This window comes from Kangiella profundi, assembly GCF_002838765.1.
Taxonomy (GTDB): domain Bacteria; phylum Pseudomonadota; class Gammaproteobacteria; order Enterobacterales; family Kangiellaceae; genus Kangiella; species Kangiella profundi.
Genome location: NZ_CP025120.1, coordinates 2092893 through 2108012, shown reverse-complemented (window position 1 = coordinate 2108012; position 15120 = coordinate 2092893). Strand labels below are relative to the sequence as shown.

The following is a 15120-nucleotide window of genomic DNA, read 5'->3' as shown; positions in this document are numbered from 1 at the left end:
AGCGAAGGGTTTGTGAAACTGGTCATTGTCATGAAACTTTTTACAATCCATCAGTTCATCATAATAATGACATTCCACTGTCACATTACCGTCTCTGCCTACTCCGAACTTTAATATTACTGTAACAATTCATCCCTATACTAACCTGCATCAATAAATGGTTACTTAGTCATGAATACATCAGTTAAAGAAACCACGCGCAAACTTTTGGACCAACAAACCCAAAGTGGTAAACATAAGCGCAGAAAAATCAATGACTTAATAGCTCGTTACAGCATTGGCCTGGGCGGGCTTTCCGTCATTGGTGCGGTTGGGCTTATCTGTTTTTACCTGTTTTGGGTGGTTTTTCCTATTTTTAAACCAGCGAGCGTCGAATTAGTGCAGGATTATAGCTGGCAACAGACGCAGCCGCAGTATATGGCGGTAGAAGAATATGGCGAAATTGCGTTTTCTATCAGTAAAAGTGGCGATTTAGGCTTTTTTGGCGTGGAAGATGGCCGTATCATCAATAAAGCCCGCTTTTCGCATGATGCAGAGCCGACAGCTTTTGCAGAGCTGGATCTTAAAGGATTAATGGCCGCAGGATTTGCGGATGGCAGTTTTCAGTTATTTTCTCATAAGTACAAAATCAGCTATCCGAATAATGAGCGCCACATTGAGCCGCAACTGCAATATCCTTTTGGTGAAGACAGTTTTGAGTTGACCGATACCGCAATCACCCGACTGTTCGGTAGTCGTTGGGAAGACGGTATTGTGATTGCATCAGTTGGTGCCGATCAGAAAGTGACGACTGTAACCTATTCAATCGATCAGAACTTTCTTACAGAGGAACTGACTCTAGAAGAAGAATCTCGTGACAGCTTTGAAATTCCGTTCACGCCAAAATATGTATTAACCACACCAGGTCCAGACTGGTTATACATCATTAGTGAGCAGGGTGATTTAATTGCCTATCGCCATATTGATGATGAGTGGGAGTTTCATGAAAGCCAATCGCTACTTGAGGACGGTAAAACCGTTACTGAGGCTACTTTTCTTTTAGGACAAACCTCATTACTGATTGGTGACAGCGATGGTGTCATCAGCCAATGGTTCCAGGTTCGTGGTGATAATGGTTTCAACCTTAAAAAAATTCGTGACTTTAAATTATCCGATAGCGCAATTTCACAAATTATTATTGAAAAGCGTCGTAAAGGTTTCATCGCATCAGATGCTAATGGCAAGATGGGGATCTTCTATACCACCTCAGAGCGTCAACTGGAAGAGTTTGATTTTGGTCAGAAAGTTCAGGCTCTGGCCATTAATTCTCGAAGCAATAGCCTGGTGGGAATTGGTGAAAATGGTCAGGCAACTGTTTTCTTAGTAGAAAATGAACACCCTGAAATTTCATGGTCTGCTCTATGGAATGAAGTCTGGTATGAAAGTTACGAAGAGCCAACATTTACCTGGCAGTCATCGGCTTCAACCAATGACTTTGAATCCAAATTTTCATTAGTGCCACTTAGTTTCGGTACTTTGAAAGCAGCGATTTACGCGATGCTTTTTGCAGTGCCATTAGCCATATTCGGAGCAATTTTCACTGCTTATTTTATGGCTCCAAAAATGCGCTCAATGGTTAAACCGACCGTTGAAATCATGGAAGCGTTGCCTACTGTGATTCTGGGCTTTCTGGCCGGTCTTTGGCTAGCACCATTGATCGAGGAACATCTGGCGGGTGTCATTCTTTTAATTATCTTACTGCCGATAGTTACTGTTTTATTTGGATTTACCTGGACAAAACTTCCCGGCTCGATCAAGCATCGTGTGCCTGATGGTTGGCAGGCAGCATTGCTATTTCCAATTATTATATTCGGAACCTTTCTTGCCTTCTGGTTAGGCGAGCCTGTCGAGTCAGCCATGTTCAACGGCAATATGCCAGCTTGGTTAAACGAGCAGGGCATTACCTATGACCAGCGTAACTCTCTGGTGGTGGGTATTGCGATGGGTTTTGCGGTGATTCCAACTATATTCTCGATTACTGAAGACGCGATTTTCAGTGTGCCCAAGCATTTATCCAATGGTTCATTGGCATTAGGTGCCAGCCAATGGCAGACCCTGACCCGAGTGGTTATACCTACTGCCAGTCCCGGTATTTTCTCAGCCTTGATGATTGGTCTTGGTCGGGCAGTTGGTGAAACCATGATCGTATTGATGGCGACGGGTAATACGCCAATCATGGATATGAACATTTTTGAAGGCTTCCGTACCTTATCTGCCAACATCGCGGTTGAGATGCCGGAATCGGAAGTTGGCAGTTCGCATTATCGAGTATTGTTCCTGGCGGCATTTGTACTCTTCCTGTTTACCTTTGTATTTAACACGATTGCGGAAATTGTACGACAGCGTTTACGCAATAAGTACGGTTCACTCTAAACCCAATAAGAATTGATGAGAATATTAAGCGAGTTGAATGATGAGTAAGAAATTCTTTCAAGGCGGACAACATTGGGTTTGGCTCAATGCAGGCGCGATCAGTATTTCAATATTGATGGTGGTCGGGCTATTGCTGCTTATTGCCTATCGTGGGCTTATCCACTTTTGGCCTGCTGATGTGCAGACATTTACCTTTGAAGTTGATGGTCAACAAGAATTAGTGCTTGGAGAAATACACAGCCATGAGATTGATACTCAGGATGGTGCTGAGCGGGAGCAATATCTTCTGAAAGTTGGTAACCGTGATATGTACGGTATCGATTTCCGCTGGGTTGATTTAAAGAACTTGCAATCAACCAGCACCAACGAAGAGGTAACTGTTGTTGAGCGCCATGAGTGGGGAAATGTTTACGGCTTTGTCAAAACCGTCAATTATGATGGCAAGGTATACGAAGGTGATTTTGACGCTCTGGCAAAAGTTGTTGACCGCGCTACAGATTTGCACGAACAGATCCGTGAAATCGAAAAAGATGATATTGGCAGCATTAATTATGATATTGAGCAGCTGCGTCTGGAAGAACGTCGTCTGGAAATTGAAGGTAACCTGACACCAGAAGCTAAAGCCGATATTGAGCAACGCAGACAGGATCGTAAAAAGGATTTTGCTGAGTTTCAGAAGCAACTGGATGAACTGTACAGTCAGATCAAACGTGATAGTGCGGTGTTTGAATTAGTTGACGGCCGTACCATTAATGTAGCAGCTAATAATATGGTGCGTGCTTTCCAACCGAATAAAATGAATGCACTTGAGAAAACAGGTCATTACTTTTCTAAATTAGGTGAGTTCATTTTTGATGAGCCCCGTGAGGCGAATACGGAAGGCGGTGTTTTCCCGGCAATTTTCGGCACAGTGATGATGGTGCTATTGATGTCGGTAGTGGTTACTCCATTGGGTGTCATTGCCGCCGTTTACATGCGCGAATATGCAAAGCAGGGCCCATTGACTAGAACCATACGAATTGCGGTTAACAATCTGGCCGGTGTTCCTTCGATTGTTTATGGTGTGTTTGGTTTAGGCTTCTTTGTTTACTTCCTAGGTGGCTCTATTGACGACCTGTTTTACCCAGAAGTTAAACCTGCACCAATGTTTGGCACGCCAGGCCTAATTTGGGCTTCTTTGACACTGGCATTGTTGACTCTGCCAGTTGTGATTGTTTCAACTGAAGAGGGGCTGTCACGTATTCCAAAATCTATTCGTGAAGGAAGTCTGGCCTTAGGCGCAACTAAGTTTGAAACTTTATGGAAAACTGTATTGCCAATGGCGAGCCCTGCGATGATGACCGGCTTAATTCTTGCGGTTGCCCGTGCGGCAGGTGAGGTAGCACCATTGATGCTGGTGGGTGTTGTTAAATTGGCACCAACTTTGCCGTTGGACGGCAATGCTCCGTTCCTGCATCTTGAGCGTAAGTTCATGCACCTTGGTTTCCACATTTATGATGTGGGATTCCAGAGCCCTAACGTTGAGGCGGCACGTCCGTTGGTTTACGCCACCGCACTATTGCTAGTGTTAATTATTATTCTATTGAACGTGGCAGCAATTAAGATTCGTAACAATTTACGCGAAAAGTATAAGGCGCTTGAGCAGTAATAAAACTGCCATATGACAATACTTTGAGCAACTGAAAGGTGACAGAGATGACACAAGAGCTAAACTTGAATGAAGAATCGAAAACAGATGCACCGCAAGGTGGACATACTTCTCAACAGCAGGGGTATAACCCCGTTGCGGATGAAAAAATTGCTATTGAAGTTGAAAAGCTGAATCTTTTCTATGGTGAAAAGCAAGCGCTGTTCGATATTGATCTGCAAATTCCTGAGAAGAAGGTAACTGCTTTTATTGGTCCTTCAGGCTGTGGTAAATCGACCTTATTGAGATGCTTCAACCGTATGAACGATCTGGTTGATATCGCGCGTACTGAAGGTCAGATTCGTCTTGATAATGAAAACATTTATGGCAAAGGTGTTGATGTTGCCGAGCTAAGACGTAAGGTTGGAATGGTATTCCAGAAACCGAATCCTTTCCCGAAATCGATTTATGAAAATGTAGCTTATGGTCTACGTTTACAGGGTATTAACAAGCGCCGTGTGTTAGACGAGGTGGTAGAGTGGGCTCTTAAAGGTGCTGCACTTTGGGACGAGGTTAAAGACCGTTTGCATGAAAATGCATTAGGTATGTCCGGTGGTCAGCAGCAGCGTCTCTGTATCGCACGGGCGATTGCAGTACAGCCCGAAGTATTGCTTCTGGATGAGCCAGCTTCAGCACTTGATCCGATTTCAACTTTAAAAATTGAAGAGCTGATTAATGAACTGAAGAATGACTACACCATTGTCATTGTAACGCACAACATGCAGCAGGCAGCACGTGTTTCGGACTATACTGCTTTTATGTATATGGGCGACATGGTTGAGTTTGATAATACGGATAAAATTTTCACCAACCCAGAGAAGAAAAAGACCGAAGATTATATTACCGGTCGTTATGGTTAGTGGTGATGTGGACTGGGCTATAATCGAGATAGGTGAACGAGGTTTATTATGATGGATACAGAACATTTAGGAACGCACATCTCCAAGCAGTTTAATGCTGACCTTGAGAACTTGCGCGAAGAAGTGCTGGCGATGGGCGGAATCGTTGAAGAGCAAATCACTTTGGCGTTGGATGCTTTTACCAATAACGACAGCGACATTGCTGATAAAGTTATTGCCAATGAAAAAATGGTCAATGCAAAAGAAATGAAAATTGACGAGGCATGCACCAAAGTATTGGCCAAGCGTCAGCCAGCAGCTGGAGACTTACGTCTCATCGTGACCATTTTAAAGACCATTACCGATCTGGAACGGATGGGAGATGAGGCTGAAAAAGTGGCTCGTATGGCAAAAGCCATTGCCAATAAGGAAATGGCTGTCGCTAACGTTAAGTTGCATTATGGCGCTTTGCTACATCTTGGTAATCATGTGAAAAAGATGTTGCATGATGCACTGGATGCTTTTGCAAGAATGGATGTGGAGTCTGCGGTTAACGTGGCCAAGTTGGATAATCAGGCCGACGAAGAATACAATGCGATTTCACGTCAGTTGATTACTTATATGATGGAAGAGCCGCGTCGTATTTCAGAAGTTCTCGACTTTATGTGGTCGGCACGAGCCTTGGAGCGCATTGGTGACCATGCTAACAATATCTGTGAGTATGTGGTGTATCTGGTGCAAGGGGAAGATGTTCGTCATAAAAGCTGGGATGAAATGCAGCGTCTAGCGAAAGATGAATAAAGAATCTTTAAGGTAATAAAAAAGAATAGCTGAAGGAAAGGAACAAAGATGAGTGCAAAAGTTTTAATCTTAGAAGACGAACGCGATATTCGCGAAATGCTCGCCTTTTGCATGCAACAAGCTGGTTATCAGGTTGAGCAGGCTGCGACCGCTGAGCGCGTATTCAGTCTGTTTAAAGAAGGATTTAAGCCTGACATCATGCTGGTTGACTGGATGTTGCCAGGCGCTTCCGGCGTTGAGCTGACTAAAAAGCTGAAGAAAGATCAGAACTATCAGGATATACCGGTGATTATGCTAACCGCCCGCGGTGAAGAAGATGACCGTGTGCAGGGGCTGGAAGCCGGAGCAGATGATTATGTGGTAAAACCATTTTCGCCGCGTGAATTGCTAGCTAGAGTGCAGGCGGTTTTAAGACGCAGCGGTAAAGGTAACAACCCGAGTGAACAGCTAGCGCATGGCGATATTCAATTAGATACCGCTGGTCACCGCGTGCTGATCAATGGTGAAGAAATTCATTTGGGACCTACTGAATATAAAATCCTACATTTCTTTATGAGCCATCCAGAGCGAGTTTATTCTCGTGGACAGTTATTAGACTCTGTATGGGGACAACAGGTAGTGGTGGAAGAGCGCACGGTTGATGTGCATATCCGTCGCTTAAGAAAAGCACTTCAGGATTATAATGTAGAAAACTATGTGCAAACTGTGCGAGGATCAGGTTACCGTTTCTCGGCAAAATAATTAGACATAAGGCGCTTAGAAGATGTGGACGAATCGTTACTGGCAAACAGAGGTATGGACACTAGCCTTTATTATCCTGGTCGTTGGTTTGATTGGTTCGCTATTCGATCGCGCTGCTGCTTCTGTCGCCGTAGTTATTTTTGCCTATCTTTTCTGGAATCTCGTTCAACTTTCCCGACTGTACAAATGGCTGGTTAAATCCAGAGCACTTTACCCGCCTTCTGCACCGGGTATCTGGGGAGAGATTTTTAATCACCTGTATGTTTTACAGCGCAAGCATCGAAAAGAACTTAAAAAGCTCAAAGGCATCATTTCAGAATTTAGAGCGTCTACCTCAGCATTGAAAGATGGCGCATTGATCATCAGTAATCAGGGTGAGATTCGTTGGTTTAACCGAGCTGCAGAACGTTTGCTGGGACTGAAGTCCAGTACCGATATTGGTCAGCGACTGTTTAACCTGTTGCGTCACCCCAGCTTCATCGAGTACGAACAAACCCGCGACTATAACAAACCGCTTATCATTAACTCGCCAGCCGATGAACGCCTGATTCTTAATATTCGCATTACACCATACAACGATGACCAAAGACTGGTCATCATTCGTGACATTACCGAAAAGCAACATCTGGAAAGAGTACGGCAGGACTTTGTCGCTAATGTATCGCACGAGCTTAGAACACCGCTCACCGTGATTACCGGTTATCTCGAAATGCTCGATCCGGAAACCAACCCACAGCTTGAATCAGTGGCCAAGCCCTTACAGATGATGCGACAACAAGCCTTGAATATGGGGCATCTGGTGGATGATTTATTGTTGTTGTCAAAACTTGATGCCAAAGCAGAAGAAAATGGTAAACAGGAAGTTGATATCAATTTAATGCTGGATAGTATTTGTGCCGAAGCACGCTCACTGAGTGGCGAAAAAGAGCACCAGATCCTGTTCCATTCACATACCAATACCAACCTCTATGGCAGCGAGAAGCAACTGCGCAGTGCCTTCTCCAATCTGATTTTTAATGCGGTTCGTTATACTCAAGCCAAAGGCAGAATCGATATCTTCTGGAAAGAAGACAAGGATAACTTGATCCTTGAAGTCCAGGACAACGGCCCCGGCATCGCTGAAGAACATATCCCAAGACTGACCGAGCGTTTCTATCGCGTGGACAGTGGGCGCACCCGCTCACAGGGCGGAACAGGTCTTGGTCTTGCCATCGTCAAACACGTTCTCGAAGGGCACAATGGCAAACTTAAAATCCAAAGCGAACTTGGCAAAGGAAGCACCTTCAGTTGCGTATTTACAAAAGCTAAGTAGGGTTACCAGCGCAACACTATTCTTCTATTGTCATCCTACAATTCATCCAGAATCCTGGACAAGTCATTATTCCGACAGATTGCGACGCATCTTTCTGTTATTGTTTATATTCATTTTAAGTGGGTCAGCTCTTCGAAAGGTGATGAGGAGTAATAATGAGAGCTCAAAAAAACATTGTGCGTTTGCCAGTAGATAATAAGCGGGTTGATGAGCCTTTGATTGTTGAGAGAAGGTGGCGCCGTTTGTTGAGAAGGATAAGAGGATGGTTCCAACGTTCTCCAAAAGAAGTTGAGCCTGTAGATGAATTGCAACAACTCAGAGAAAGGAATAAGGCTAAGAGGACAGTGTTGCGATGCGTCACGATACTTTTGAATCAGCAGGAGGAGAGTTCCTCTGTCAAGTCGAATGAAAGAAATGTCATAGATTTTAGAACAATGGGTGAGGCGACGATTAAGGATGATTGATATTTAACAGATTTAGCTTGGGCACACACATAGGTGTGCCCCTACCGGAAGAGTTGCAGTTTACTGATCGTATTTTTCAAAGACCAGGCAGGCGTTAGTACCGCCAAAACCGAAGCTGTTGCTGAGGATGCGTTTGAGTTCTACACCATCTTCGCGCTTCTGAACAATTGGCATACCTGCAGCGCCTTCATCAAGTTCAGTAATGTTGGCAGAAGCGGCGATAAAATTATCGCGCATCATAATCAGACTATAGATCGCCTCGTGAACGCCAGTGGCACCTAATGAGTGACCAGCCAGTGATTTGGTTGAGCTGATCTTTGGCAATTTGTCACCGAACACTTCTTTGATGGCTTTCAACTCTGCTGTGTCGCCGACCGGAGTACTGGTGCCGTGGGTGTTAACGTAATCGATATCACCTTTAACGGTTGCCAGTGCCTGTTGCATACAGCGAACAGCGCCTTCGCCAGAAGGTGCGACCATGTCGTAGCCATCAGAGGTTGCACCATAGCCCGTTAATTCAGCATAGATCTTGGCACCACGAGCTTTGGCGTGTTCATACTCTTCCATGACCAGAATGCCGCCGCCAGATGAAATGACAAAACCATCGCGAGTCGCATCGTAAGGACGCGAAGCGGTTTCTGGCGAGTCATTGTATTTTGTTGATAAGGCGCCCATGGCATCAAATAGCAGGGTCAAACGCCAATCTTCTTCTTCACCACCACCTGCGAATACGATGTCCTGTTTGCCCATGGCTATTTGCTCATAAGCGTTACCGATACAGTGGGCGCTGGTAGCACAGGCTGAAGTGATACTGTAGTTAATGCCTTTGATTTTAAAAGGAGTCGCCAGACAGGCCGAGGTAGTGCTGCCCATGGTTTTTGGCACTGCGTAAGGGCCAACACGTTTTACGCCGCGTTCCAGCGCAATATCTACTGACTCGACCTGAGTGCCTTGTGAGCCACCGCCAGAGCCGGTGATTAGGCCAGTGCGGATATTGGAAACCTGATCTTCAGTTAAACCTGCATCTTCGATAGCCTGTTGCATGGAGATATAGGCGTAACCTGCTGCGTCACCCATAAAGCGGACAATTTTACGATCAATATGATCTTTGATGTCCATATCGGGCTTGCCGGCAACCTGGCTGCGTAACCCTTTCTCTTTATAGATTTCTTTGAATTTGATACCGGACTTGCCTTGCTTTAAAGACTCGGCAACTTCCTCAACATTGTTTCCTAGGCATGAAACGATACCCATGCCTGTAATAACGACTCTTTTCATAATGACGATACTATACTTAGATTCTGTATTGTTTGGGTTAGAAGGATTCGACGCTGTCGAAAATTCCGACCTTCAGGTCTTCCGCAGTGTATATCTTCTTACCATCTACGGAAACCGAACCGTCAGCAATTATCATTTTTAGTTTGCGTCGGATCACACGTTTGATGTCGATACGATACATGACTTTTTTAGCCGCGGGTAGAACCTGGCCAAAGAATTTGATTTCACCTGAGCCTAGTGCACGGCCTTTACCGAGTTCGCCTAACCAGGATAGAAAGAAGCCAGTGAGCTGCCACATGGCATCAAGACCCAGGCAACCAGGCATTACTGGGTCGCCTTTGAAGTGGCAGTCAAAAAACCAGGATTTTGGCGTAATATCGAGTTCTGCTTCGATGAAGCCTTTGCCAAATTCACCACCTTCATTGGTGATAGTAGTGATACGGTCCATCATCAGCATATTAGGTAAAGGTAAAGGCGATAATTGATTGCCTTGTGGTCCTACCAACTGGCCATTGCCGCAGGCGATGAGCTCATCGTAGGAATAGTGATTAGTTTGTTGCATGAAACACCTTATGTGATGTGAATTTACTGTTTGGCCCTAAAGTTAATCAGATAATAGGCCAATGGGTAGGCATTATGCCTGTTTATGAGGGGGTTACTGGTTTGACCTTGCTAAATAAGGGATTACTGATTGTTGTAATCTTGATGGAGGTCATAAAAGGCGGGCACATTGACCCGCCCCTACGAGTTGCTGGACTCGTTTCCTAAAAGCTCCAAATGACGCTGGCGGCTACGCTGCGACCAGGTTCTGCCAGCAGCGGCAGAGTTGGGTCATTAGCTGGATAGTTAGCCACATTGCTATTGCGCCAGTAGGTTTTATCAGTCAGGTTAAAAATGCCTAAACTCAACTGCAGATCATCAGCTGGGAACCAGCGAGTAATCCAGTCATAACTGGTGTAACCGGGTGCTGAGAAAAGCTCAGTATCACGTGCGTCAAATAACGCTTTCTGTGATCTGCTGGCAGTTGCGACGAGGCGTGTTTCCCAGCTCATTGATGTTGGCATATAGCTCAATTCTACAACAGCCATGGGCGGGCGCACCTCCGCGATGGGTTCGCCAGTATTTTTATCTTCTCCACGAATATATTCGAGTTTCACATCGGTCGACAAGGTATCGCTGAAATAGTGTTTGAGCCTAAATTCGCTACCTTCAATGATGACTTTATCGCGATTAATAGACTGGAAAATCATGGTACCAGCATCGAAGCCAACGAATGCCCGACTTTGGATAAAGTCGCTGTAACGGTTGTGGAATAGGGCAAATTCTGCCTGAGTGTCCGAGCCACGATAGCGTAGTCCCGTTTCAAAAGTATAACCTCGTTCAGATTTCAGATCGGGATTAGAGATGGCACGAATATTAAACATGGGGATATCAAGGCCAATATTCACATCTGCAAATGGCGGCGCACGATGTCCTCTGGCGTATTGGCTAAACCATTCCATGTTCTCACCAAAGGGCATCAACAAGCCAAGCTTGGGTAGCCAGGCATCGCTAGTCAGATTGGTTTTGTTTGCGTCGGGGAACTGACTGTCAAATAAGGCATCATTATTCGCTTTCAGTTCATAATTTTCGTAACGTAAGCCGGGACTGATGACAAGACCGTTCTGCCACAACTCAATCTCATCATGAATGTAGATGCCTAGCTCACGAACGGTGCTTTTCGGAAAATCGCGTAATGGAAACACTTCGCCAAGCACGATATTAGTGGTTTCATCCGTATCAAGATTGGTTTGCGATGCATTGCGCAGTTCAGTTAAATCCGTATCGCTGAATTCAAAGCCATAGCCTAAGCGCTGAGTCAGCTCACCACTTTCGATAAGAGTTTCCAGATCGGCGCCGATTCCTGAAGTCTTATGGTCATAGTTGAATTCTCTGACCAGGCTGACCGGTGTTGGAGCCAATAGTCTTTCTTCAAAGGTGTCCTGTTCAGTTTCGCTTTTCTGATGCCAAAGCCGCCAGGTGCCCTGATCAACAAATCCCAGTTCGGTGAAATGGTAATCAAGTAAGACGCGGGTTTGATCGCGACTATCATCGCCAATCATTGAAGTAGTGTTGGCCAATCGCCCAGTTCCAAGAACTGCATTGATATCGGTTTGACGCTCATCCTCAAGACCATCAAGAGATAGTCTGAAACGCCCATAATCGGTTTCCAGGGCCGCGCGGATTAAGCCTGCATATTGCGATCTGTTCTGCTCATCTGCTGTAGTACCAGCGGGCAAATTAGCCACATCCGCTTCATGGCCGTATTGTTTTGCGCCAGCGATCAGTAATGAAAAATCATCTTGCTCAAAAGCGGTAGCCAGCGCCAGGTTATATCGGTCGCTGTCGGTGTTATAACCAGCTCTTAGCCAGTTGCCCTGACTGTCGCCCTGCAAGATATCGGAAGCATCAAGCAAGTTCATGGCAACCACGCCACCAAGTGCTTTACTGCCGTACAGCGTGGACGCAGGGCCGCGTAATACTTCAACACGACTGACTAATCCTAGTTCAAATAAACCGCGCCCTGAGTTGGCAAAGTTACCAACACTGTAGTTATCGGCAATTGGTACATTATCCACTACAGTGACAGTGCGATTACCGCCAATACCGCGGATTCGAAAGCCACCATATCCAAAGCGGGTACTGCTGTCGTCCACTTCAATGCCTGGCTCGTAGCGCACCAGATCATCAATATTTAGAGCAATGTTTCGTTCAATATAATCCTGATCCATGATGGTAACGGTGCCGGCCACTTGTGAAATATTTCTTGGTTGGCGATGAGCAACGATGGTTATCACTTCAGTATCTTCCTGTTCAGAAACCTGGTCTGAAGTGTCTGTTGAGTTTGATTGAGCTGCTAATAATACGGTTGGTTGTAGAGCAAAGGTACTGGCTAATAATGTGGCTAGATAGAGTTTAGAACCAGCTCTTTTGAACGGTCTTCTTGTCATAACATCTCGCTTACCCTGATGCGCGGGAGTTTTAGGGTCTGTTGACCATTGTCATTCATAAAAAAGCTAGCTGATAAAACCTTGGTAACTTTCAGGTTTCAAGCAGCTAGCTTAATGGTTACGCCTAGTAGATTTCGTTACGTGTATTGTAGTTATTAAACTTACCTGTTGGAGTCACGATCTTTGGTCCTTTAATGACATGTTTCAGCTTACGAGTTTTGTCATCAACTACGACGATCGCAGATTCCTCCTTCATACCGCTCCACACTGAGAACCAGACTTCATCACCCGCCTTGTTGTACTCAGGCTGCACGATACGTTTTGGTCCAGGACCTAAGTCTGCCCATTCGGCAATTGGCAAGGTCTCAAAACCTGCATCAAGGTTATTGATGTCAAACACCGCCACTGACTGACTGACATTGGTGTCAGGGTTCAATGGAGTATCCACCCACAAGTTCTTTGATTTAGGGTGAGTCTTGATGAACAGCGAACCACCGCCTTGGCCTTCAAGAATACGCACGACTTTAAAGGCGTTATCTTTATGGTTTTCTGGGTCAGTACCAATCAGGGTAATATTCGCATTACCTAAGGCACTGGTTGCCCATACTGGACCATTTTCAGGATCAATGAAGTTAGCGCCACGGCCTGGGTGAGGAATACGATCCACTGGAACCAATGCTTCCAGTTCACGGTCTTCGGCATCCACTACCGCAATGGTGTCGTTTTCATTGGCCGCAGTCAGGAAGTAGCGCTGTGTGCTGTCCCAGCCACCATCATGCAGAAACGGTGCTGCATCAATGGTAGTCACCTGCAGGTTATCGATGTCAGAGTAATTGACCAGTTTGATCTGGCCAGTTTCCTTAACGTTTACGATAAACTCAGGGTGTTTATGCGAACCTACAATTGCTGCTACGCGTGGCTCAGGGTGGTACTCTTGAGTGTCCACTGTCATGCCACGAGTGGAAACAATTTTCTTAGGTTCCAGAGTTTCGCCATCCATCAACACATAGTGCGGTGGCCAGTAAGCGCCTGCAATGGCAATCTTATCTTCGTAGCCTTTGTAGCGTGAGTTTTCAACGGAACGAGCTTCCAGACCAATTTTGATGGTCGCAACTACGTCCGGCTTTTTCATATAAAGGTCAATCAGGTCAATCTTGCCATCACGACCAATCGTAGTGAAATAACGACCTGAGCTTGAAGCGCGAGAAATATGTACCGCATAACCGGTTTTGACATAGTTCAGCACTTTCTTGCTTTTACCATCAATAATGGCAACCTCACCAGCATCACGTAGCGTCACTGCAAACATATCGTCCACATCGTAATTATGCTGTGGTTTTTTAGGACGATCTTCTGGTTTAACAACAACTTTCCAACTGCCTTTCATTTCAGGCATGCCCCATTCAGGTGGCACTGGAGGTTCGTGTTGAATGAAACGGGCCATAAGGTCAATTTCTTTTTCGGTTAGTTCGCCCGATGTTCCCCAGTTAGGCATGCCGCGTGGCGAACCGAAATTAATCAAGGCTTTAAGGTAGTCAGTCCCTTTTTTCTGGGTAATATCGGTCGTTAAAGGCAAACCTGTAGCGCCTTTGCGTAATACACCGTGACAGCCGGCACAGCGTTGGAAATAGATTTTTTGCGCAGTTTCGAACTCATCTTCAGTGATCGGCGGTGCTCCGGGTGTGACCACCATTTTGCTGCCATCAACAGTCGATGGCGCGCCTTTATAGGCTACTTCGGCGGCTGTTGCTTCAGCGTGAGGTTTGCCGGCTGAGCGATCGCCTAGACCTGCGCCCGAGCGCACTTTTTTAACGTCATCTTCGCTGACTTTGCCTAGATCATTGCCCCAGGAGCTGAGAACATAATTGGCAATATCTTTGATATCTTCGTCGGATAAATGCTGCATAGGAGGCATTACAGCATTGTATTTCTGCCCTTTAACCTCCAACGGCCCAGACTTACCTTTAAGGATGGTTTCTACAACATATGCTGGTGATAGATTGGGGTTATCGGCGAGTGGAGGAAAAGCGCCAGCTAAACCCTGTCCCGTAGGTTGGTGACAGGCCTGACAATTTGCCTCGTAAGCTTTTTTACCATCATCAGATGCTTGCGCTGTATTGCTTGTAAAAAGCATAAGCGCTAACGCTGAACTGACAAGTGACAGCTTGACTGAGAGTGATTGGTTCATTGTGCCCTCCTTAGGACATATTTCTTCCTGATCCCATTGAATATTCTAGAGAGTGTCGATGGAGTGTTTCTGATCTAAATCAAACAAGCTGTAACAATTTCGCTGTATTGCTTAATCTGGGTGCTTGACATAGATGTGCTCCTACTCCTAAAGATGTTATTTCCATGCCTCTAAGACTGCCATAATTGACAGCTCTGTTCAAAATATACACGCCCTCACTGTTAAATCAATCACTTATCATGATTTTTGTCTGAAATTTAACCATTTCATCAAACTGACACATATCAGGTTTAGGATAGCTGGCAATGGTTGGTGAGGCCGTTTTGGAATGGGTTATGACTTGGTTTCATATTTGCAGGCTCACAAGCAAACAGATGTCATAAAAGCGTCATATTTAAGTCATATCCT

General features: G+C 45.4%; 11 protein-coding genes. 7 read left to right on the top strand and 4 right to left on the bottom strand.

The annotated features are described in order from the left end of the window. Positions 1–171 precede the first annotated feature (171 nt). The 7 genes from CW740_RS09850 (at position 172) to CW740_RS09820 (ending at position 8256) form a co-directional block, all read left to right on the top strand. Entirely contained in the window at positions 172–2412 is a 2241-nt protein-coding gene (locus CW740_RS09850; protein WP_106647333.1) for an ABC transporter permease subunit, read from the top strand. A gap of 37 nt (positions 2413–2449) precedes the next feature. Further along, a complete protein-coding gene (pstA, locus tag CW740_RS09845; RefSeq protein WP_198555360.1) occupies positions 2450–4060 on the top strand; it encodes a phosphate ABC transporter permease PstA in 1611 nt (536 codons plus the stop codon). A gap of 47 nt (positions 4061–4107) precedes the next feature. Continuing rightward, a complete protein-coding gene (gene pstB / locus CW740_RS09840) occupies positions 4108–4959 on the top strand; it encodes a phosphate ABC transporter ATP-binding protein PstB (protein WP_106647332.1) in 852 nt (283 codons plus the stop codon). Positions 4960–5007: 48 nt separating this feature from the next. After that, positions 5008–5739 carry a phosphate signaling complex protein PhoU gene (gene phoU, locus CW740_RS09835; protein WP_106647331.1) on the top strand — a complete coding sequence of 244 codons (732 nt, stop codon included), beginning with the start codon at positions 5008–5010 and terminating at the stop codon, positions 5737–5739. A gap of 48 nt (positions 5740–5787) precedes the next feature. Then, on the top strand, positions 5788–6480 hold the full coding sequence (gene phoB, locus CW740_RS09830; protein WP_018624163.1) for a phosphate regulon transcriptional regulator PhoB: 693 nt from the start codon (positions 5788–5790) through the stop codon (positions 6478–6480). 22 nt (positions 6481–6502) lie between these two features. Beyond that, positions 6503–7792 (top strand): phosphate regulon sensor histidine kinase PhoR, encoded by a 1290-nt coding sequence (gene phoR, locus CW740_RS09825; RefSeq protein ID WP_106647330.1) that lies wholly within the window; start codon positions 6503–6505, stop codon positions 7790–7792. A gap of 155 nt (positions 7793–7947) precedes the next feature. Continuing rightward, positions 7948–8256, top strand: coding sequence for a hypothetical protein (locus CW740_RS09820; RefSeq protein ID WP_106647329.1), 309 nt, complete (start codon positions 7948–7950; stop codon positions 8254–8256). Between the two features lie 60 nt (positions 8257–8316). Here the strand turns inward: CW740_RS09820 and fabB are convergent, their stop codons facing one another. From fabB to CW740_RS09800, 4 genes are all read right to left on the bottom strand, one after another. Further along, on the bottom strand, positions 8317–9534 hold the full coding sequence (fabB, locus tag CW740_RS09815) for a beta-ketoacyl-ACP synthase I (RefSeq protein ID WP_106647328.1): 1218 nt from the start codon (positions 9532–9534) through the stop codon (positions 8317–8319). A gap of 37 nt (positions 9535–9571) precedes the next feature. Beyond that, positions 9572–10096 (bottom strand): bifunctional 3-hydroxydecanoyl-ACP dehydratase/trans-2-decenoyl-ACP isomerase, encoded by a 525-nt coding sequence (gene fabA, locus CW740_RS09810; RefSeq protein ID WP_018624167.1) that lies wholly within the window; start codon positions 10094–10096, stop codon positions 9572–9574. A 202-nt stretch (positions 10097–10298) separates the two neighbouring features. After that, positions 10299–12524 carry a TonB-dependent receptor domain-containing protein gene (locus tag CW740_RS09805; RefSeq protein WP_106647327.1) on the bottom strand — a complete coding sequence of 742 codons (2226 nt, stop codon included), beginning with the start codon at positions 12522–12524 and terminating at the stop codon, positions 10299–10301. Positions 12525–12648: 124 nt separating this feature from the next. Continuing rightward, positions 12649–14712: a cytochrome D1 domain-containing protein gene (locus CW740_RS09800; protein ID WP_106647326.1), complete on the bottom strand. Its 2064-nt coding sequence runs from the start codon at positions 14710–14712 to the stop codon at positions 12649–12651. Between the last annotated feature and the right edge of the window lie 408 nt (positions 14713–15120).